At 73.0% G+C, this 17,824-nt stretch carries 15 protein-coding genes; 10 read left to right on the plus strand and 5 right to left on the minus strand.

Annotated elements, in window-relative coordinates:
* The first annotated feature begins 22 nt into the window (after positions 1 to 22).
* From DN051_RS22000 to DN051_RS22015, 4 genes are all read left to right on the plus strand, one after another.
* On the plus strand, positions 23 to 1,183 hold the full coding sequence (locus DN051_RS22000) for an acyl-CoA dehydrogenase family protein (protein WP_053760855.1): 1,161 nt from the start codon (positions 23 to 25) through the stop codon (positions 1,181 to 1,183).
* A gap of 82 nt (positions 1,184 to 1,265) precedes the next feature.
* A complete protein-coding gene (locus tag DN051_RS22005) occupies positions 1,266 to 2,834 on the plus strand; it encodes a 4-coumarate--CoA ligase family protein (RefSeq protein WP_053760856.1) in 1,569 nt (522 codons plus the stop codon).
* Positions 2,831 to 3,565, plus strand: a complete 735-nt coding sequence (locus DN051_RS22010; protein WP_053760857.1) for an enoyl-CoA hydratase family protein — start codon at positions 2,831 to 2,833, stop codon at positions 3,563 to 3,565. Before DN051_RS22005 ends, DN051_RS22010 begins: the two co-directional genes overlap by 4 nt.
* Positions 3,553 to 4,206: a TetR/AcrR family transcriptional regulator gene (locus DN051_RS22015; RefSeq protein WP_053760858.1), complete on the plus strand. Its 654-nt coding sequence runs from the start codon at positions 3,553 to 3,555 to the stop codon at positions 4,204 to 4,206. Before DN051_RS22010 ends, DN051_RS22015 begins: the two co-directional genes overlap by 13 nt.
* Here the strand turns inward: DN051_RS22015 and pdxH are convergent.
* Positions 4,196 to 4,891 (minus strand): pyridoxamine 5'-phosphate oxidase, encoded by a 696-nt coding sequence (gene pdxH, locus DN051_RS22020; RefSeq protein WP_199314637.1) that lies wholly within the window; start codon positions 4,889 to 4,891, stop codon positions 4,196 to 4,198. The genes DN051_RS22015 and pdxH overlap by 11 nt on opposite strands.
* 387 nt (positions 4,892 to 5,278) lie before the next feature.
* On the opposite strand from pdxH, the gene DN051_RS22025 reads away from it, so the two are divergent.
* The 3 genes from DN051_RS22025 (at position 5,279) to DN051_RS22035 (ending at position 9,132) form a co-directional block, all read left to right on the plus strand.
* Positions 5,279 to 6,385 carry a citrate synthase 2 gene (locus tag DN051_RS22025; protein WP_053760859.1) on the plus strand — a complete coding sequence of 369 codons (1,107 nt, stop codon included), beginning with the start codon at positions 5,279 to 5,281 and terminating at the stop codon, positions 6,383 to 6,385.
* A gap of 336 nt (positions 6,386 to 6,721) precedes the next feature.
* Entirely contained in the window at positions 6,722 to 7,558 is an 837-nt protein-coding gene (locus DN051_RS22030) for a GNAT family N-acetyltransferase (protein WP_112439345.1), read from the plus strand.
* A 158-nt stretch (positions 7,559 to 7,716) separates the two neighbouring features.
* Complete coding sequence (locus tag DN051_RS22035; RefSeq protein WP_053761033.1) at positions 7,717 to 9,132, plus strand: PAS domain-containing protein; 1,416 nt, start codon at positions 7,717 to 7,719, stop codon at positions 9,130 to 9,132.
* A gap of 15 nt (positions 9,133 to 9,147) precedes the next feature.
* Here DN051_RS22035 and DN051_RS22040 read toward each other — a convergent pair whose 3' ends face one another.
* Positions 9,148 to 9,900: an SIS domain-containing protein gene (locus DN051_RS22040; protein ID WP_053760861.1), complete on the minus strand. Its 753-nt coding sequence runs from the start codon at positions 9,898 to 9,900 to the stop codon at positions 9,148 to 9,150.
* Between the two features lie 242 nt (positions 9,901 to 10,142).
* Here DN051_RS22040 and DN051_RS22045 point away from each other — a divergent pair, with 242 nt between their 5' ends.
* On the plus strand, positions 10,143 to 10,835 hold the full coding sequence (locus DN051_RS22045; protein ID WP_053760862.1) for an iron-dependent transcriptional repressor DtxR: 693 nt from the start codon (positions 10,143 to 10,145) through the stop codon (positions 10,833 to 10,835).
* 534 nt (positions 10,836 to 11,369) lie between these two features.
* Complete coding sequence (locus DN051_RS22050) at positions 11,370 to 12,242, plus strand: alpha/beta fold hydrolase (protein ID WP_053760863.1); 873 nt, start codon at positions 11,370 to 11,372, stop codon at positions 12,240 to 12,242.
* Between the two features lie 493 nt (positions 12,243 to 12,735).
* On the opposite strand, the gene DN051_RS22055 is transcribed toward DN051_RS22050, so the two are convergent.
* From DN051_RS22055 to DN051_RS22065, 3 genes are read right to left on the minus strand one after another with little or no spacing between them, the layout of a single operon-like run.
* Positions 12,736 to 14,355 (minus strand): transporter, encoded by a 1,620-nt coding sequence (locus tag DN051_RS22055; protein ID WP_112439346.1) that lies wholly within the window; start codon positions 14,353 to 14,355, stop codon positions 12,736 to 12,738.
* Complete coding sequence (locus DN051_RS22060; protein WP_053760865.1) at positions 14,352 to 15,143, minus strand: ABC transporter ATP-binding protein; 792 nt, start codon at positions 15,141 to 15,143, stop codon at positions 14,352 to 14,354. Before DN051_RS22060 ends, DN051_RS22055 begins: the two co-directional genes overlap by 4 nt.
* A gap of 57 nt (positions 15,144 to 15,200) precedes the next feature.
* A complete protein-coding gene (locus DN051_RS22065; protein WP_053760866.1) occupies positions 15,201 to 15,854 on the minus strand; it encodes a bifunctional DNA primase/polymerase in 654 nt (217 codons plus the stop codon).
* A gap of 393 nt (positions 15,855 to 16,247) precedes the next feature.
* Between DN051_RS22065 and DN051_RS22070 the strand changes: the two genes are divergently transcribed.
* A complete protein-coding gene (locus DN051_RS22070; protein WP_053760867.1) occupies positions 16,248 to 17,633 on the plus strand; it encodes an NsdA family TPR-like regulatory protein in 1,386 nt (461 codons plus the stop codon).
* Positions 17,634 to 17,824 lie beyond the last annotated feature (191 nt).

The following is a 17,824-nucleotide window of genomic DNA, read 5'->3' on the forward strand; positions in this document are numbered from 1 at the left end:
CGAGCCGTACCGGAGGACGCACGTGACCGCGTTGATCGAATCCGACGAGCACAAGGCCCTGCGCGCCGCGGTGGGCGCCCTCGGCAGGCGTTACGGCCGCGAGTACATCACGCGGATCGTCGCCGAGGGAGCCCACCCCGAGGAGCTCTGGGCCGACGCCGGAAAGCTCGGCTACCTCGGTGTCAACCTGCCGGAGGAGTACGGGGGCGGTGGCGGCGGCATCGCCGAGCTCTCCATCGTCCTGGAGGAACTCGGCGCGGCCGGCTGCCCCCTGCTGATGCTGGTCGTCTCCCCGGCGATCTGCGGCACGGTGATCGCCCGCTTCGGCACCGAGGAGCAGAAGCGGCAGTGGCTGCCCGGCATCGCCGACGGCTCCCGGACCATGGCCTTCGGCATCACCGAGCCCGACGCCGGCTCCAACAGCCACCGCATCACCACCACGGCCCGCAGGGACGGCGCCGACTGGCTGCTGACCGGCCGCAAGGTGTTCATCTCCGGCGTGGACATCGCCGACGCCGTCCTGATAGTCGGCCGCACCGCCGACGCCCGCACCGGCAACCTCAAGCCCTGCCTGTTCATCGTCCCGCGCGACGCCGAGGGCTTCACCCGGCGGCCCATCGACATGGAACTGAAGGCGGCGGAGAAGCAGTTCGAACTGGTCCTGGACGACGTACGGCTGCCCGCCGACGCGCTGGTCGGCGACGAGGACGCCGGTCTGCTTCAGCTCTTCGCCGGTCTCAACCCGGAGCGGGTCATGACGGCAGCCTTCGCGATCGGCATGGGCCGCTACGCACTCGCCAAAGCCGTCGAGTACGCGCGCGAACGCAGCGTCTGGAAGACCCCCATCGGCGCCCACCAGGCCATCGCCCACCCTCTGGCGCAGGCCCACATCGACCTGGAACTGGCCCGCCTGATGACGCAGAAGGCGGCCCATCTCTACGACGCGGGCGACGACACGGGCGCGGGCGAGGCCGCCAACATGGCCAAGTACGCGGCCGGGGAGGCCTGTGTGAAGGCCGTCGACCAGGCCGTGCACACCCTCGGCGGCAACGGCCTGACGAACGAGTTCGGTCTCGCCTCCCTGATCACGGCGGCACGCGTGGCCCGTATCGCGCCGGTGAGCCGGGAGATGATCCTCAACTACGTCTCCCACCAGACCCTCGGTCTGCCCAAGTCGTACTAGTGCCGCGGCAGGCAACGTTCGCCTGCGGCACTAGGCGGCCCCGCCGCCACCGCCGTGCACACCGTCGTGCGAGGAGGAACCGATGTTCCGCAGCGAGTACGCAGACGTCCCACCCGTAGAACTGCCCATCCACGAAGCGGTGCTGGGCCGGGCCGCCGAGTTCGGTGACGCGCCCGCGCTCATCGACGGCACCGACGGCACCACCCTCTCGTACGAGCAGGTGGACCGGTTCCACCGGCGGATCGCCGCCGCGCTCGCCGAGGCGGGGGTGCGCAAGGGCGACGTCCTCGCCCTGCACAGCCCGAACACGATCGCCTTCCCGACCGCCTTCTACGCCGCCACGCGCGCGGGTGCCACCGTCACCACCGTGCACCCGCTCGCCACCCCGGAGGAGTTCGCCAAGCAGCTCGGCGACTCGGCCGCCCGCTGGATCATCACCGTCTCCCCGCTGCTGGAGGCCGCCCGGCGGGCCGCCGAACTCGCGGGCGGGGTCCAGGAGATCTTCGTCTGCGACGGCGCGCCCGGCCACCGCTCACTGCTCGACATGCTGGGCTCCACCGCCCCCGAGCCGCGGCCGGCCCTCGATCCCGCCACGGACGTCGCCGCGCTGCCGTACTCGTCGGGCACCACGGGCACCCCCAAGGGCGTGATGCTCACGCACCGCCAGATCGCCACCAACCTCGCCCAGCTGGAACCGGCCATCACCACCGGCCCCGGCGACCGCATCCTCGCCGTGCTGCCGTTCTTCCACATCTACGGGCTGACGGCGCTGATGAACGCGCCGCTGCGGATGGGCGCCACGGTGGTCGTCCTGCCCCGCTTCGACCTGGAGCAGTTCCTCGCGGCCATCCAGAACCACCGCATCACCGGCCTGTACGTCGCCCCGCCGATCGTCCTCGCGCTCGCCAAGCACCCGGCGGTCGCGCAGTACGACCTGTCGAGCCTGAAGTACGTCATCAGCGCCGCCGCCCCGCTGGACGCGAACCTGGCCGCCGCCTGCTCCGCCCGGCTGGACCTGCCGCCCGTCGGCCAGGCCTACGGCATGACGGAGCTGTCCCCCGGCACCCACGTCGTCCCGCTGGACGCGATGCGCGGCGCGCCGCCCGGCACCGTCGGCCGGCTCATCGCGGGCACCGAGATGCGGATCGTCTCCCTGGACGACCCCGGCAAGGACCTCGGCGTCGGCGAGGACGGGGAGATCCTCATCCGCGGCCCGCAGGTGATGAAGGGCTACCTGGGACGACCCGACGCCACCGCCGCGATGATCGACCCCGACGGCTGGCTGCACACCGGGGACGTGGGACACGTCGACGGCGACGGCTGGCTGTTCGTCGTGGACCGGGTCAAGGAACTCATCAAGTACAAGGGCTTCCAGGTGGCGCCGGCGGAGCTGGAGGCCCTGCTCCTGACCCACCCCGGCATAGCCGACGCCGCGGTCGTCGGCGTGTACGACGACGAGGGCAACGAGATCCCGCACGCCTACGTGGTACGCCAGGCGAGCGCCCCCGACCTGTCCGAGGGGGAGGTCATGATGCATGTCGCCGAACGCGTCGCGCCCTACAAGCGGGTGCGCCGGGTCACCTTCATCGACGGGGTGCCCCGCGCCGCCTCCGGCAAGATCCTGCGCCGCCTGCTGAGGGAGTCCGTGTGACCCTGACGGTCCGTACCCGCGCGCGCGGTGTCGAGACGATCGCCCTCGACTCGCCGGCCAACCGCAACGCCCTGTCGGCGGCGCTGGTCGGGGAACTCTCCGACGCCCTGGCCGACTGCGGCAAGGACGGCGACGTGCGCGCGGTCGTCCTCACCCACACCGGCAACACCTTCAGCGCGGGCGCCGACCTGCGCGACCCGCCCCACCCGGACGCGCTGGTCGGGCTGCTGCGGCAGATCGTCGAGCTGCCCAGACCGGTCGTCGCCCGGGTCACCGGCCATGTCCGGGCGGGCGGGCTCGGGCTGCTGGCCGCGTGCGACATCGCCGCCGCGTCGCACGAGTCGACGTTCGCGTTCACGGAGGTCCGGATCGGGGTGGCGCCCGCGGTGATCTCGCTGCCGCTGCTGCCCCGCACCGACCCGCGCGCCCTGGCCCGCTACTACCTGACCGGTGAGCGCCTCGACGCGGCCGAGGCGGCGCGCATCGGCCTGCTGACGGCGGCCGGTGAGGACGTGGACGCCGTACTGGAGCCGGTCCTGGACGGGCTGCGCCGTTCCGCCCCGCAGGCCCTGGCCGAGACGAAACGGCTGCTCACGGCTAGGGTGCTGGAGACATTCGACCGGGACGCGGCCGATCTGACGGCGCTCTCGGCCCGGTTGTTCTCCTCCGCGCAGGCCCGTGAGGGAATGACGGCCTTCCTCGAACGACGGGATCCCCCATGGGTGCTGTGAACGCGGTCAACACGGCGAGCGCCGCGGGCAGCGGCGACCGCGGGGACCGCGCACCCAAGCAGGACCGCAGCCGCGCCACCCGGCAACGACTGCTGGAGGCGGCCGTGGCCTGCCTGGCCGAACACGGCTGGGCGGGCTCCACGGTCGCCGCCGTCGCCGAACGGGCCGGCGTCTCCCGGGGCGCCGCCCAGCACCACTTCCCCACCCGCGAGGACCTGTTCACCGCCGCCGTCGAGTTCGTCGCCGAGGAACGCTCCCTCGCCCTGCGCGCCCTGTTCCCCGACGGGGCGACGGCCGGCGACCGGCGGGCCGTCGTACGGGCCCTGGTCGACCTGTACACCGGCCCCCTCTTCCGCGCCGCCCTCCACCTGTGGGTCGCCGCCTCCGACGAGGACCAGCTGCGCCCCCGGGTCACCGAGCTGGAGGCCCGCGTCGGCCGCGAGACCCACCGCATAGCCGTCGACCTGCTCGCCGCCGACGAGTCCGCGCCGGGAGTGCGCGAGACCGTCCAAGGCCTCCTCGACATGGCCCGCGGGCTGGGCCTGGCCAATCTCCTGACCGACGACGCCGCCCGCCGGGAACGCGTGGTGACCCAGTGGGCGGCGCTCCTGGAGGACGCCCTGGGCCGCGTCACGGACTGAGCCGCTCCACCCGCCAGCTCCCGTCGGTCCGCGCCACGTAGCGCAGCCGGTCGTGCAGCCGGTTCTCGCGCCCCTGCCAGAACTCCACCGCCTGCGCGGCCACCCGGAAACCGCCCCAGTCCGGCGGCACCGGCACCTGCTCGCCCTTTGGGTAGCGGGCCGCCAGCTCGGCGTACGAGGCGTCCAGCTCCGCGCGGGTCGCGAGCGCCGAGGACTGGGTGCTGGCCCAGGCGCCGAGCTGGGAGCCGTGCGGCCGGGTCCGGAAGTAGGCGGCCGTCTCGTCCTTCCCGGTGCGCCGCGCGACGCCGGTGACGATGACCTGGCGGGCCATCGGGTACCAGGGGAACAGCAGCGAGACGTAGGGGTTCTCGGCGAGGTCCTGGGCCTTGCGGGAGCCGTAGTTGGTGTAGAAGACGAAGCCGGCGTCGTCGAAGTGCTTCAGCAGCACCGTGCGGGAGCTGGGCCGGCCCTCCGCGTCGGCCGTGGAGACGACCATGGCGTTCGGCTCGAACAGCCGGCCCTCGGTCGCGGCCTGCCGGAACCAGCGGGCGAACTGCTCGACGGGGGTGGCGGCCAGATCGGTCTCGGCGAGCCCCTCCGCCCGGTAGTGCTTGCGCATCACGGAGGGGTCGAGGGGCGCTGCGGGGACGGCGTCGTCGTCGGTCACGCGGTCATCTTGCCGCATGCCCGCCGGGCGCCCGATCGGCGGTGTCCGGCGGTCCCGCGTCCGGCGCGCGGGGGCCTCGCGGCCGCCGGTGGCCTTGGTCACTCAGTGGCACTGAGTGCCGCTTACCCTCCCCAAAGGTGGCACTCGGGGATATCGTGCTGATGTGGTCGTCGTTGGATGACCGCCGACCGCACGGGGCATGACCCCATGGACCGCCCAGGACCGCGAGTCATCGCAGCACCTCGTGCACGACCGCGGATCCACCGGGCGATCGACGTCCTCCGACGCACGGCTGCCCCACCCGCACCACACCGCACGCCCCGTCCGTCACTTCTTGCACAGCAGCCCCACCAGCCCCATCCCGCCCCTGACTCACCCGTCGCACACATCACGAGGAGCCGCCTGATGTCCGACTTCGTACCCGGGCTCGAGGGAGTCGTAGCGTTCGAGACGGAGATCGCCGAACCGGACAAGGAGGGCGGCGCCCTCAGGTACCGCGGCGTCGACATCGAGGACCTGGTCGGCCACGTCTCGTTCGGCAACGTGTGGGGTCTGCTCGTCGACGGGGCCTTCAACCCCGGTCTGCCGCCCGCCGAGCCGTTCCCGATCCCCGTGCACTCCGGCGACATCCGCGTGGACGTGCAGTCCGCGCTCGCCATGCTGGCCCCCGTCTGGGGCCTGAAACCCCTGCTCGACATCGACTCCGAGCAGGCCCGCGCCGACCTCGCCCGCGCCGCCGTGATGGCCCTGTCCTACGTCGCCCAGTCCGCCCGCGGCCAGGGCCTGCCCATGGTCCCGCAGCGGGAGATCGACAAGGCCGGCTCCATCACCGAACGCTTCATGATCCGCTGGCGGGGCGAGCCCGACCCCAAGCACGTCGCGGCCGTGGACGCCTACTGGACCAGCGCCGCCGAGCACGGCATGAACGCCTCCACCTTCACGGCCCGGGTCATCGCCTCCACCGGCGCCGACGTGGCCGCCGCCCTCTCGGGCGCCGTCGGCGCGATGTCCGGCCCGCTGCACGGCGGCGCCCCCTCCCGGGTCCTGGGCATGATCGAGGAGATCGAGCGGACCGGCGACGCCGAGGCGTACGTGCGGCAGGCGCTGGACAACGGCGAGCGCCTGATGGGCTTCGGCCACCGCGTCTACCGCGCCGAGGACCCGCGGGCGCGGGTGCTGCGCCGCACCGCCCGGGAACTGGGCGCGCCGCGCTTCGAGGTCGCGGAGGCCCTGGAGAAGGCGGCCCTGGAAGAACTGCACAACCGCCGTCCGGACCGTGTCCTGGCCACCAACGTCGAGTTCTGGGCGGCCATCGTCCTGGACTTCGCGGAGGTCCCGGCGCACATGTTCACCTCGATGTTCACCTGCGCCCGCACGGCCGGCTGGTCCGCGCACATCCTCGAGCAGAAGCACACCGGCCGGCTGGTCCGCCCGTCCGCCCGCTACATCGGACCGGGCCCGCGCGACCCCGGTGCGATCGACGGCTTCGAGGACATCACCGTCGCCCGCTGAGCCGGGGAGCAGCCCGGGGGAGAAGGGCCGTACAACGCAGGCGACCCGCGAGTCTGGTTCCTCCGGGGAGGAGCCGGCCGGACGTACCGGCGACTCGCGGGTCGGGTGACTGCTGGGATTGGGGCCGGCTGCACGCGTCTGTCACGTGCTGGCCCGGCACCGCACTGGATGTGGTGGCGGGCCGCTAGCCCGCAGCAGCCACCTCACGCGTCCGGTATTCATACATCTGCCGAACCACCTCCCTTCTCGTGTGCTCGCCACCTTAAGAACCCATCGGTGACCGATCAACCGTTTTTTGATTCATTTGGGGATCGGAGCCTGTGTAGCGTTCCGTGCATGACAAAGCGGCGGGCGATTCTCAGCGGGTCGGTTTTCGAGGAGCGCATCGGGTACGCGCGTGCCGTGGTCGACGGGGATCACGTGCACGTGTCGGGGACGACCGGCTACGACTACGCCACCATGACGATCTCGGACGACGTCGTGGAGCAGGCCGAGCAGTGCCTGCGCAACATCGGCGCTGCGCTGGCCGAGGCGGGATGCACCTTCGCCGACGTGGTCCGGGTGCGCTACCTGCTGCCCGAGCGCGCGGACTTCGAGCCGTGCTGGCCCGTGCTGCGCCGCCGCTTCGGCGAGGTGCGGCCGGCCGCCACGATGATGGTGTGCGGTCTCGCGGACGACCGGATGCGGATCGAGATCGAGGTGTACGCGCGCCGCGGCCCGGTCGCGGACGTGCGGATCGCGCCCGTCGAGGGCGAGGCGATGCTCCGCGAGTGGAGGCACGTCCACAACGTGATCGTGCCTCCGGCCGCGCTCTCCCCCGACGAGGTGCGCGAGCGCGCCGGGCGCTACCGGCTGGAGAACGCCTACGTCGGTGACGTGCTCGTCGGCTGCTCGACCGTACGGCCGCCCGAACGGGACGGCTCATCCGCCACCGTGATCGCCCGCGTGCTGCCCGAGTGGCGGCGCCGCGGCATCGGCACGACCCTCTACGGCAACGGGCTCGCGCACGCGCGCGAGCTGGGCGCCGACACGGTCGACACGTGCGTGCTGGCGGCCAACGAGGACGGGCTGCGGTTCGCCGCGGCGCTCGGCTTCACCGAGGTCGAGCGGTACGTACTGCCCGGTGAGCGCGACGAGTGGGTGGATCTGCGGCTCACGGTCACCGAGCGTTAGCGGCAGGTCGTCGCCGTGTTGTCGCCGGGTTTCCGCCGCACAACGATTCCTGCAATCTTGCGGGAACCATGTGTGTGCTGCATCACGTTCGAGTTGAATGATTGCAAGTGAGCGAACCGACGCGCCGTACGTGCGGACGCAGCCTGCAGGGGGTCCAGGTGAGTGCTTCCCGGCGTAGTGGGACCACGGACGAACTGGGACCGGACGAGCCCGGGCCGGAAGGCCCGGACGGACCGGAGGGTTCGGGTGGTTCCGATCTGCTTGCCGCCCTGCTGGACGGCATGGACGCGGCCCTGTGCGCCTTCGACGCCGACGGGGTCGTGACGCACTGGAACCGCGAGGCGGAACGCATCCTCGGCTGGACCGCCGAGGAGGCCGTCGGACGGCGCGGCTTCTCCGGCTGGGCGGTGCGCAGCGCCGACGCCGAGGAGGTCGAGGGGCGGCTGATGTCCGCCATGGAGGCGCCCGGCCGTCAGGTGCACGAGTTCGCGCTGCTGACGAAGGACGGCGGGCGGGTGCTCGTACGGACCCAGTCCGCGGCCGTGCGCGGACCGGACGGGAAGCCCGCGGGCGTGTACTGCGCCTTCAGCGAGGTGCACGCGCAGATCGACCTGGAGCGGTCCATCGCGCTGAGCGAGGCCCTCTTCGAGGACGCGAGCTGGGGCGTCGTGCTCGTCGACGCCGACCTGCGCCCGGCGGTGGTGAACGCGCACGCCGCCCGGGCCCTCGGCATCGGACGCACGGCGGTCCTGGGCCGGCCGCTCGGCGAGCTGCTCGCCCAGGGCGTGGAGGACCTGGAGAGCGCGCTGACCCACGTCCTGGCCGAGGGCGCGCCGCCCGCGCCCGCCGAGGTCTGGGTGAGCGTGCGCACCCCGGAGGGCGAGAAGCGGCGCTGCTGGCGCAGCGGCTTCCTGCGGCTCGCCTCGCCGCTCGCGGAGGAGCCGGTGCCGCTCGGGGTGGGCTGGCTGTTCCAGGACGTCACGGAGGCCAAGCAGACCGAGCAGGAGGCGGCGGTGCTGCGCTTCCGCAGCAACCAGCTGCACCGGGCCGCCCGCGCCGCCGCCGAGTGCGAGGACCCCGCCGAGGCGGTGACCGTCCACCTCGACTTCGCGCTGGCCGGGTTCGCCGACCACGCGCTGATCGACCGGGTGGCGGGCGGCGCACCGGCCGACACGGTGCCCGCGGCGCGGGTCCGGCTGGTACGGATCGCCGCCACACCGTCGGGCGCCCCCGGGCCGAGCCTGTCGTCCGGCGAGGCGGGCCTGCCGGTGCGGTACGCCGAAGGGCACCCGGCGCTGCAGTGCGTGGAGCGCATCGGCACCGTACGGGCCGGCGTCGGCAGCGTGGCCCCCGAGCAGGCCCGCGCCTGGGCACGGGCCCGGCAGTGGCCGGCCGACTCGGTGCACGCGCTGTGCGCCGTGCTGCGCAGCCGGGGGCGGACGCTGGGCGTCGTCACGTTCCTGCGCGGCAGCGGACGCAGCGCGTTCGAGCGGTCCGACACGGCGTACGCCGAGGACGTCGCGGCGCGGATCGCCACCGCGCTCGACCTGGCGGGCGGTACGACGCCGCGGTGAGCGGCGCCGCGCCGCTCACTGCCGGTAGAAGATCCGGTCCCGGTACTGCTCCAGCACCCGCCCGTTCCACTCGTGGCCGCCGTCCACGTTCCCCGAGCGCAGCAGCGGCGGTTCGACGCCGCGGTCGGCCAGCGACGCGGCGGCCGTCGCCATGACGGCCTGGAGGAGCGCCGTGGTCACCACGGTCGAGGCCGGGGCGAACGGGGCCGGCACGGTGTCCAGGGTGAGCTCCGCGTCGCCGACCGCGATCTTCGAGTCGAGGACGACGTCGCAGTGGTCCTTCAGGAACGTGCCGGACGCGTTCCGGGGCGTCGTCCCGCTCGCGTAGGCCACCGACGTCACTCCGACGACCCGCACGCCGCGGGCGCGGGCGCCCGACGCCATCTCCACCGGGAGGGCGTTGCGGCCCGACAGGGAGATGATCACCAGTACGTCGCCGGCGCGCAGCGGGGAGGAGTCGAGGACGGCGGAGGCCAGTCCGTCGACGCGTTCGAGGGCGGAACCGAGGGTGGCGGGCGCCTCGACGCCGACGGCTCCCGGCACGGCCAGCAGGTTCATCAGGGCGAGTCCGCCGGCCCGGTAGACGAGGTCCTGGGCGGCGAGCGAGGAGTGCCCGGCGCCGAAGGCGAAGAGGCGGCCGCCCGCGGCGACGGTGTCGGCGAGGAGCGTGCCCGCGGCGGCGATCGCCTCGGACTCCTCGTCGCGGACGCGGTGCAGCAGACCGATGGCTGCGTCGAGGTACCGGTCGGCGGGCCTGCTGTCGCCCATGCGAGCTCCTTCGCCCCGTGGCTGTGTCGCGGATCACCGTGCGGTCTGGACCAGTGGGATGTCAATACGGCCGTCGCGGCGGCGTCCGCGGGGTGCGCCCGACCGTCGCATACCAGCATGTAACTCCTTGGTTTCAACGGCACGGCCCGGTTGTCGGTGCCATCCGGCAGAATTGAAGCCAGGGCCAGCGCACGCGCCGGAGAGCGGTCGAGCCTCCGGCAGAAGCTAATCGAGGGGCACGTATGTCCGGACTGATCGACACCACGGAGATGTATCTCCGCACCATCCTCGAACTCGAGGAGGAAGGCGTGGTCCCCATGCGCGCCCGGATCGCCGAGCGGCTCGACCAGAGCGGCCCGACGGTCAGCCAGACGGTGGCGCGGATGGAGCGCGACGGTCTGGTGTCCGTGGCCAGCGACCGGCACCTGGAGTTCACCGATGAGGGCCGCCGACTGGCGACACGCGTGATGCGCAAGCACCGCCTCGCCGAGTGCCTGCTCGTCGACGTGATCGGCCTGGAGTGGGAGCAGGTGCACGCGGAGGCCTGCCGCTGGGAGCACGTGATGAGCGAGGCCGTGGAGCGCCGCGTGCTCGAACTGCTGCGCCACCCGACCGAGTCGCCGTACGGCAACCCGATCCCGGGTCTGGAGGAGCTCGGCGAGAAGGACGGCGCCGACCCGTTCCTGGACGAGGGCATGGTCTCGCTGGCCGACCTCGACCCGGGCCTGGAGGGCAAGACGGTGGTCGTCCGGCGGATCGGCGAGCCGATCCAGACCGACGCCCAGCTGATGTACACGCTGCGGCGGGCGGGCGTGCAGCCCGGTTCCGTGGTGAGCGTGACGGAGTCGGCCGGCGGGGTGCTGGTGGGCAGCGGCGGCGAGGCGGCCGAGCTGGAGTCGGACGTCGCCTCCCACGTCTTCGTCGCCAAGCGCTGAGCGCACCCCGGGACCGGCGGGGCCGCACGCCCCGGTCGGCCCCTCGGCGGCGTCGGGGCGTCGAATCCGGGTCCACCTGTGTCGAATGGCAGCGCCCGGACGCGGCACGTGCGAGGCTGTCGCGTGAGGCATATGACCGGAGGGGGCGGTGGGTGGATGTGCCGTATTCGAGTGGAAAGCCCCGGCGCCTTTCGACGCCGGGGCTTGTCCTCCCCAGTGCTGACCCGGAGCCCCGAGCTCTCAGGGTCATTCCCCGCGGACCGGTTTCCCCGAGCGGTCCGCCCCCCGCTGAAGATCTCCCCCTGACGACGGGGATCATTCCTCGACAGGCGTCACTCGAAGGAGGGGTGTTGCTCGCAGAAAGACCATTATCGAAAGGCCATTCGATAATCTGGGGGCGTGAGCCGACTTCCGCCGGGGCGCACAGGGGGCACGGATAGTGCGGCAGCACGAGCGGTACCGGTAGGACAGGCAGGCACAGGCGGTACGACGACGGCAGCAGGCCGAGCGGAGCTTGGGGGGTGCCAGCAGCACATGGCGCGACGCATCGACGTGACCGGGGCGGGCGGCGTACGACTCGCGGCCTGGGAGTTCGGCGACCCGCCCAAGGCCGACCTCTCCGAACCCGGCCCGGACCCGACACCCGGCGTGCTGTTACTGCACGGCCTGATGGGCCGCGCCTCGCACTGGGCCTCCACGGCCCGCTGGCTCTCCGAGCGGCACCGCGCCGTCGCGCTGGACCAGCGCGGTCACGGTCAGAGCGAAAAGCCCCCGCAGGCCGCGTACACCCGAGAGGCGTACGTCGACGACGCCGAAGCCGCCCTGGAGCAGTTGGGGCTCGCCCCCACCGTCCTGATCGGCCACGCCATGGGCGCGCTGACCGCCTGGCAGCTCGCCGCCCGGCGCCCCGACCTGGTCCGCGGCCTGGTCGTCTGTGACATGCGGGCCTCCGCGCTCGGCTCGGCCTCGCAGCGCGAATGGGCGGACTGGTTCAAGTCGTGGCCCGTCCCCTTCGCCACCCTCGCCGACGTACGCAAGTGGTTCGGCGAGGACGACCCCTGGGTCGAGCGGCCGAACCCGGCCCGCGGCGCGTTCTACGCCGAGGTGATGCACGAGTCACCCGATGGCTGGCGGCCCGTCTTCGAACCCGAGCAGATGCTGAAGTCCCGCGAGACCTGGGTGTACGACGCGCACTGGGAGGAGCTCGCCCAGGTCCGGTGCCCCGCCCTGGTGGTCCGCGGCCTCGACGGCGAGCTCGGCCGCGCCGAGGCGCAGGAGATGGTCCGGGTCCTGCCCCGCGGGGAGTACGCGGAGGTCGCGGAGGCCGGTCACCTCGTGCACTACGACCAGCCCGACGCCTGGCGCGCCGCGATCGAGCCGTTCCTGGACACGGCGTTCGCCCGCTGACGCGACCCGGACGGCGGCCGCTCGGCCCCCGGGGACCGTGAGGAACACGACCGCACCCGGCTGACCTGCCAGACGGCCGGACCGACCCCGGCCGGCGCGAGCGGCAGCGCCGCCCCGGCGGGTGTGCGCCGCCCGCAGGCCGGGGGCCGTGTGCCGGCGCACGTACCCGGGGATGTCGAGGAACGCCTCGTACGGGGCGCCGTCACGGTCCAGCCGTACCCCGTGCCGGGCCAGGACCCGCTCGCGGACGGGTCGACCAGCTCCCACCGCCACCGGTGCAGGGCTTCGAAGTCCTGTACCTCAAGGCATAGTTCGCCCATGCGCGACTCTGTGCCCAGTTCGTGCCCGCTGTCGGATCGCGGGAACAAGTCCCGTCCAGACAACGGCAGTTGACGCGCCCTGCGCCGGTCACCGGCCGCCAGTGCCGCCTGGCCGCCGCCCGCACCGGCACCGGACACCTGCCGACCGCCACCCTCCACCGGCGGCGCTGCCCTCACCCCTTGCTGACCGCCGCGAGGATCTCCGGCAGGCGTTCGGCCGTGCGCGGGGCCGCCAGCCGCAGGCCGAGGTACGAGATCGCCGCCCCGTAGGCGGCACCGAGGGGCAGCAGTGTCCAGCTCCACGCGTCGCCGTCCGCACTGGTGTTGACCCAGACCGCCGTGGCGATGACGGGGGCGCACAGCAGGGCCGCGGCCACCATCCCGCCGAGGATGGAGATCCAGGCGAGCCCGGCCTGTCCGGGCGCCACGTTCTTGTAGCCCTCCTGCGGGATGGAGTAGGGGAAGCGCGCGGAGGTCCAGGCGCCGGTCGCCAGCATCGCGCCGAGCAGCGCGAAGGACAGCCCGAGCACCTCGGGGAGCTTCGTCCAGTCGCCGAGCATCGCCGTGGTCAGTACGGTGACGAGGGCCGTGTACGGCAGCGTGATCACCAGCAGGGCCAGGGCCCGCGCGCGCAGTTCGACATAGGCGTCACGGGTCGAGGAGATGGTCATCGCCACCATCCAGAACGCGGACGTGTCCTGGCCGAACTGGTTGTACATCTGGATGCCGAGCATCCCGGCGGCGAAGCACGCGAAGTAGATGGAGCCGGTGCCCTGCAACGCGTTGAACACGGGCACGATCAGACCGATGGCCAGCGAGGTCACCCAGGCCGTCTTGGTCTTCGGGTCGCGCCACACATAGCGCAGGCTGCGCTCCATGGCCGTCACGGTGCGGCTGGGGGTGCCCGCCAGGCCTTCGGCCCGGGAGGACGGCAGCAGCCGGGACAGGCCCGTCGACGACCGCTCCCGTACGGACGAGTTCCCGGCGGCCTGGAGGGTGGACCCGTCCGGTGACGTCATCAGCCGGGTCAGGTGCCGCGCCCACATCGCCAGCAGCGCCACCAGCGCGAGCCCGGTCAGGGCGAGTTGGGCCGCCGCCGTCCCGTACGATCCCTCGCTCACCGCGTCCACCGCCCCGATCGCCGAGGCGGGCGGCACCCAGCGCAGCACGTCGGCCGCGGGGTCGAGCTGCCCCAGGCCGGCCGAACCGAGCCGCTGCGCGCCGAAGTTGACGACCTGCGCCCCGACCGCGACGACCAGCCCGCTCAGCACCGCCAGATCGCGGCCCTTGCGGCTGGTCAGCAGCCGGATGTTGGCGGCGGCGACGGCCCGCGCGAGGGCCACGCACACCAGCAGCGCCAGCGCGACGGCGACCACCGCGACCGCGTACGCCGCCGCCCCGTGCGCCACCGCGATCACCGAACCGGCGACCAGGCACACCGTGAACAGCGGCCCGATCCCGATGAGGGAGGCGGTGAGCAGCGCCCGCACCAGCGGCCGGGGCCGCAGCGGCAGCATCACCAGCCGGGTCGGGTCGAGGGTCTCGTCGCCGCCGGGGAAGAACAGCGGCATCACGGCCCAGCCCAGTGCCAGCACCGCGACCAGCAGGAGGACCACGGCGTCCGCGTGCGCGTTGCCGCGCAGCAGGATCAGACCGAGCAGTTGCAGGGCGGCGAACAGGAGGGTGACGACCGTCGACGCGATGTACGCGGCGCGCCGGCCGGCCGACTGGCGCAGGCCGTTGCGCAGCAGGGACAGCTTCAGCCGTACGAGGGTGCCGGTGACGGCGCTCATCGCGCGCCGCCGCCGAGCCAGTCGAGGTCGCTGCCCGTGTCACGGCCGCCCGCGCCGACGAGTTCGAGGAAGGCCTGCTGGAGGGTGGGAGCCTGGCCGCGGACCTCGGCGAGCGGCCCGTGGGCGCGGATCCGCCCGGCGGCCATGACCGCCACCCAGTCGCACAGCGACTCCACCAGCTCCATCACATGGGACGAGAAGACGACCGTGGCGCCGGAGGCCGTGTACCGCTCCAGTACGCCGCGGATGGTCTGCGCGGACACCGGGTCCACGCCCTCGAACGGCTCGTCCAGGAACAGTACTTCGGGATTGTGCAGCAGCGCGGCCGCGAGCCCGATCTTCTTCCGCATGCCGGTCGAGTAGTCGACGACCAGCTTGTGCTGGGCGCCCGCCAGGTCGAGGACGTCGAGCAGCTGGGTGGCCCGCTTGTCGACCTCGGCGCCGGGCAGTCCGCGCAGTCTGCCCGTGTAGGCGAGGAGTTCCCGTCCCGACAGTCGCTCGAACAGGCGCAGTCCCTCGGGCAGCACCCCGATGCGGGCCTTCACCTCCACCGGGTCCCGCCACACGTCGTGCCCGACCACTTCGACGGTCCCCTGATCGGGCCGCAGCAGCCCGGTCGCCATGGACAACGTGGTGGTCTTCCCGGCCCCGTTGGGTCCGACCAGGCCGATGAACCGCCCCGCGGGCAGCTCCAGATCGATCCCGGCGACGGCCACCTGCTCCCCGAACCGCTTCCACAGGCCCCGCACACGGACGGCCGCGGCCCCCACCACTGGTGTCTCGGTCATGCGGAAACCCTACGGCGGAACCGCGCCGACGAAGGGGTGCGCGGACCGAAGGAGGATCTACCGGTCCCGGCCGCAGGCGTAGGCGAGCGGCGAGAGGAGTTCCTCGGCGTCCGGCAGCCACCGGTTCGCGGGTGTGGGCCGGCGGACCCACTGCACGGCCCCGCGTGAGCCGAACCGGGTGGGCGGCGCGGCCACCCACGCGCCCTCGCCGAGCGCGGCGAGATCGAGCGAGGAGACCGACCAGCCCAGCTTGCGCACGAGTTCGGGCACCTTCACGGCGGCGCCCGGCAGCACGAAGAACTGCATGCGCCGGTCCGGCGTCAGCGTCACCGGCCCGAGCGTCAGCTCCATCCGCTCCATCCGGGCCAGGGCCAGGAATCCGGCCGTCTCCGGCACCGAGAGCGCGTCGAAGGTGCGTCCCGTCGGCAGCAGGATCGAGGCGTTGGGCTGCTTGTGCCACATCCGGCGGGCGACGGTCGCGCTGCCCGTCGCCTGGGTCGCCCAGTCCCCGCGCGCGGGGTGCGCACCCGGCGCATCGCACCTGATGTCGCCGCAGGAGCAGCGCTGCACCCCGTCGTCGGCTTCCAGCCAGGTGCCCGGGAACACGTCCCAGTGGCGTTCCTCGGCGTAGCGAACTGCGGTGTCCAGCAGGGATTCCCCGCGCTGCTTCGGAATCTGGGCGGCTTCGGTGGCCGGGATCGTCTCTTCCACGCTCCACTCAACTCCCGCACCCACCTCCGGTTACGGCCCGGACGCGCGCGGGGGCGGAGCATCGATTCCGCGTCCGGGGCGCATGGGTGCATGGGTGGGGGCGCGCGGGAGGATCCGCGGAGCGAGCTGGGTAGCCAGGTGTGGGGTGGCACCCGCCATTACCCCGGCAATCCTCGCATGCCTCGCATTTTCGGTATGTCCGCTGGGCATCGATCTTCACGGCCGGAATCTCCGGCCCCTGGCGGAGGCGGGGGTTCCGGTCATGGAAGACACACCAACTCGGTGCGTGGGCAGGCACCGCAGCCACACGGCGAGCGAACCGAGGGGCGCGCCGGTGTCTCGACACCGGCCGGGAGCCCCCGCGGCGAGCCGCCATGGAGCAGGGGGTACGCCATGGCCGCAAGGCCTCTCGTCGCGCGGCAGCCGAACGAACGGTTGCAGGCGCTCATCCAGGAAGCGGGTTGCTCGAACGCCGGGCTCGCCCGCCGCGTCAACATGTGCGGTGCGGAGCACGGACTCGACCTGCGCTACGACAAGACGTCCGTGGCGCGCTGGCTGCGCGGACAGCAGCCGCGCGGGCGCGCCCCGGCGATCATCGCCGAGGCGCTGGGCCGCAAACTCGGCCGTACGGTCACGATCGACGAGATCGGCATGGCCAACGGCAAGAACCTCGCCTCGGGCGTCGGCCTCCAGTTCTCGCCGACGGTGCTGGGCGCCATCGAGCAGGTCTGCGAGCTGTGGCGCAGCGACGTGGGCCGCCGCGACTTCCTGTCCGGTTCCTCCGTCGCGGCCTCCGCGCTGGTCGAGCCGAGCCGCGACTGGCTGATCTCGGCGCCGGACCCGCAGGTCGCGCGGGCGGCCGGGCCGCGTGTGGGCCACTCCGACGTGGCGGCCGTGCGGGCCATGACCCGGGCGCTGACCGACCTGGACCACCAGTACGGCAGCGGGCACGTCCGCCCGGTCGTCGTCCACTACCTCAACAGCGTGGTCTCGGGGCTGCTCGCCGGCTCCTACCGGGAGGCCGTCGGCCGGGAACTGTTCGGCTGCGTCGCGAGATTGACGGAGCTCGCCGGATACATGGCCGTCGACACCGGTCAGCCCGGCCTCGCCCAGCGCTACTACATCCAGGCGCTGCGGCTCGCCCAGGCGGCCGGCGACCGCGGGTACGGCGGGTACGTGCTCGCCGCCTCCATGAGCCATCTCGCCGCGCAGCTCGGGAACCCGCGGGAGATCGCCCAGCTGGCACGGGCGGCCCAGGAGGGCGCGCGCGGGCGGGTGACGCCGCGCGCGGAGGCGATGTTCCACGCGGCGGAGGCCCGCGGGCACGCGCTGCTGGGCGACGTCCGGGCCGCCCAGACGGCGTCGGGGCGGGCGATCGGCGCGATGGAGCGGGCGGACGACGCATCCGGGGACGACCCGGCCTGGATCCAGCACTTCGACCAGGCCTACCTCGCCGACGAGCTCGCGCACTGCCACCGCGACCTGGGCCAGGCCGAGGCCGCCGCGCGCTGCGCGCAGCAGTCCCTCGACGGCCACCCGGAGTCACGGGCCCGCAGACGAGCCATCGGCTATGTGCTGCTCGCCACGGCACAGGTCCAGCAGCGCGAGGTCGAGCAGGCCTGCCACACGGGACTGAAGGCGGTCGAGCTGCTGGAGACCCTGCGTTCCAACCGGGGCGCGGAGTACCTGGAGGACTTCCAGCAGCGGCTGGAACCGTTCCAGGAGGAGCCCGTGGTCAGGGAGTTCGGGGCGCGTCTGGAACTCCAGGCGGCGGCGTGAACAGTTGCCCCGCGCGGGCGTGAACGGGCGGGAAACGAGGGGCCGGCGAGCAGGAGGTGACATAAGCAGCGTGCCGCGGGCCGGTTTTGTTACCGCGCTCACAGGGCAGGAGGCCAGGTCCTGTGCTGCGTGGCACCGGGCTCGGGAGACCCGGTAGCGTGAGCCGACGATTCCGAAGGTCCCCCAATCGT

The sequence above is a fragment of the Streptomyces cadmiisoli genome (genome assembly GCF_003261055.1).
Lineage (GTDB): Bacteria > Actinomycetota > Actinomycetes > Streptomycetales > Streptomycetaceae > Streptomyces > Streptomyces cadmiisoli.

Bases quoted from the DNA above. Each gene is read 5' to 3' on its own strand.
- DN051_RS22005 (WP_053760856.1), top strand. From the start codon at position 1,266: ATGTTCCGCAGCGAGTACGCAGACGTCCCACCCGTAGAACTGCCCATC.
- DN051_RS22015 (WP_053760858.1), top strand. From the start codon at position 3,553: ATGGGTGCTGTGAACGCGGTCAACACGGCGAGCGCCGCGGGCAGCGGC.
- pdxH (WP_199314637.1), bottom strand. From the start codon at position 4,891: ATGCGGCAAGATGACCGCGTGACCGACGACGACGCCGTCCCCGCAGCG.
- DN051_RS22025 (WP_053760859.1), top strand. From the start codon at position 5,279: ATGTCCGACTTCGTACCCGGGCTCGAGGGAGTCGTAGCGTTCGAGACG.
- DN051_RS22030 (WP_112439345.1), top strand. From the start codon at position 6,722: ATGACAAAGCGGCGGGCGATTCTCAGCGGGTCGGTTTTCGAGGAGCGC.
- DN051_RS22040 (WP_053760861.1), bottom strand. From the start codon at position 9,900: ATGGGCGACAGCAGGCCCGCCGACCGGTACCTCGACGCAGCCATCGGT.
- DN051_RS22045 (WP_053760862.1), top strand. From the start codon at position 10,143: ATGTCCGGACTGATCGACACCACGGAGATGTATCTCCGCACCATCCTC.
- DN051_RS22050 (WP_053760863.1), top strand. From the start codon at position 11,370: ATGGCGCGACGCATCGACGTGACCGGGGCGGGCGGCGTACGACTCGCG.
- DN051_RS22055 (WP_112439346.1), bottom strand. From the start codon at position 14,355: ATGAGCGCCGTCACCGGCACCCTCGTACGGCTGAAGCTGTCCCTGCTG.
- DN051_RS22060 (WP_053760865.1), bottom strand. From the start codon at position 15,143: ATGACCGAGACACCAGTGGTGGGGGCCGCGGCCGTCCGTGTGCGGGGC.
- DN051_RS22070 (WP_053760867.1), top strand. From the start codon at position 16,248: ATGGCCGCAAGGCCTCTCGTCGCGCGGCAGCCGAACGAACGGTTGCAG.